1 protein-coding gene is annotated in these 1,335 nt (G+C 69.0%); it reads right to left on the bottom strand.

The genetic code is table 11. The features are described 5' to 3' along the window. Positions 1–43 precede the first annotated feature (43 nt). The coding region (locus CUT39_RS10090) for a cellulose binding domain-containing protein (protein ID WP_100446099.1) at positions 44–1,335 on the bottom strand (1,292 nt) is incomplete at its 5' end.

Below are 1,335 nucleotides of genomic sequence, written 5' to 3'. Positions count from 1 at the left end.
CGGGGCCGCGGGTTGTGTCCGCGGCCCCGTTGTCGTCCGGTGGTTAGCAGATGTCGATGCTGGCGTTGCCGGAGAGGTTCCAGGTGGAGTTGTCGGCGCAGGGTGATTCGCGGACCGAGGTGTTGTTGACCGTCAGGGTGATGTCGGTGTCGCGGGTGTTGGCGAATTCGCTGCGGGCGGCGATGCGGACTTCGCCGCCGCCGTCGACGGTGCCGCCGGCGATGGTGTAGTTGTAGCAGTTCTCGATCAGGATGGCGTTGTTGCCGTTGCCGGCCAGGTCGACCTGGCCGATGCGGACGCCGCCGGATTCGGAGACGCAGAAGATGCCGCGGCCGCCGCCGCGGGAGACGACCCGGTCGACGTAGATGTTGGTGGCGTAGGAGCCGTCGGCGAGCCTGCCGGCGCGGTTGGCGGTGCGGAAGGTGGCGTAGCCGGTGCCGGAGGCGACGTTGTCGCCGTCGACCAGCCCGATGTTGGCGTTGCGGGTGTTGTTGAGCAGCAGGCCGGCGTAGGCGGTGTTGCGGGCGACGACGGTGCCGATCTCCAACCCGTCGACGTTCCAGGTCTCGACCCCGTGGTTGCCGGCGCCGTTGACGTAGACGTAGTCCATGGTCACGTTGGAGCTGGCCGGTTCGTCGCGTTCGAAGCGGATGCCGATGCCGCCGTCGAGGTTGAGGTTGATCTGGCCGAGGTGGAGGCCGTTGTTGCCGAAGAACCGCATCCCGAAGTACGGGTCGCCGGTGAGGTCGAGGTGGGGGATGGACACGTTCGAGGTGTTGGTCGACTCGATGGCGCCGCGGCCGCCGTTGTTGCCGGCGTTGATGGTGCCGCAGCCTTCGAAGGTGCGGTTGCTGGGGATCCAGATGGTGCTGCCGCCGATGGAGCCGGAGGCCATGACTGAGACGCGTTGGCCGTTGCCGAGGGCGTCGACGGCGGTCTGGATCGCGGCCCGGTAGTCCCCGCCGGTGTAGACGGTGCTGCCCCCGTGCTGGGCGGTGTAGTTCCCACTCGAGCCGGTCACGGTCGCATCAGGGGAGCCGGAGCCGCAGTCGCCGTCGCCAGGCGGATCGGTCGGCGGGTCGGTGGTCGGCTCGGTGGTCGGGTCAGTCGGCGGATCGCTGGTCGGATCGCCGGGGTCGCTCTGGCCGTCGCAGACGTCGCCGTTGATGGAGATCTGGCTCGGGGCGGCGGTGCTGCCGCTGCCGACGAATCCGAACACCTCGCGGCTTTCGCCGGAGGCGATTGCGCCGTTCCAGCCGACGTCGTTGCCGGTGAAGGTGGATCCGCTCTGGCTCCAGTCGACGTTCCAGGCGCTGTCGACCGAGGCGCCCGAGG

The sequence above is a fragment of the Glycomyces xiaoerkulensis genome, assembly GCF_002798405.1.
Taxonomy (GTDB): domain Bacteria; phylum Actinomycetota; class Actinomycetes; order Mycobacteriales; family Micromonosporaceae; genus Glycomyces; species Glycomyces xiaoerkulensis.
This window is presented reverse-complemented; position numbering and strand designations above follow the sequence as displayed.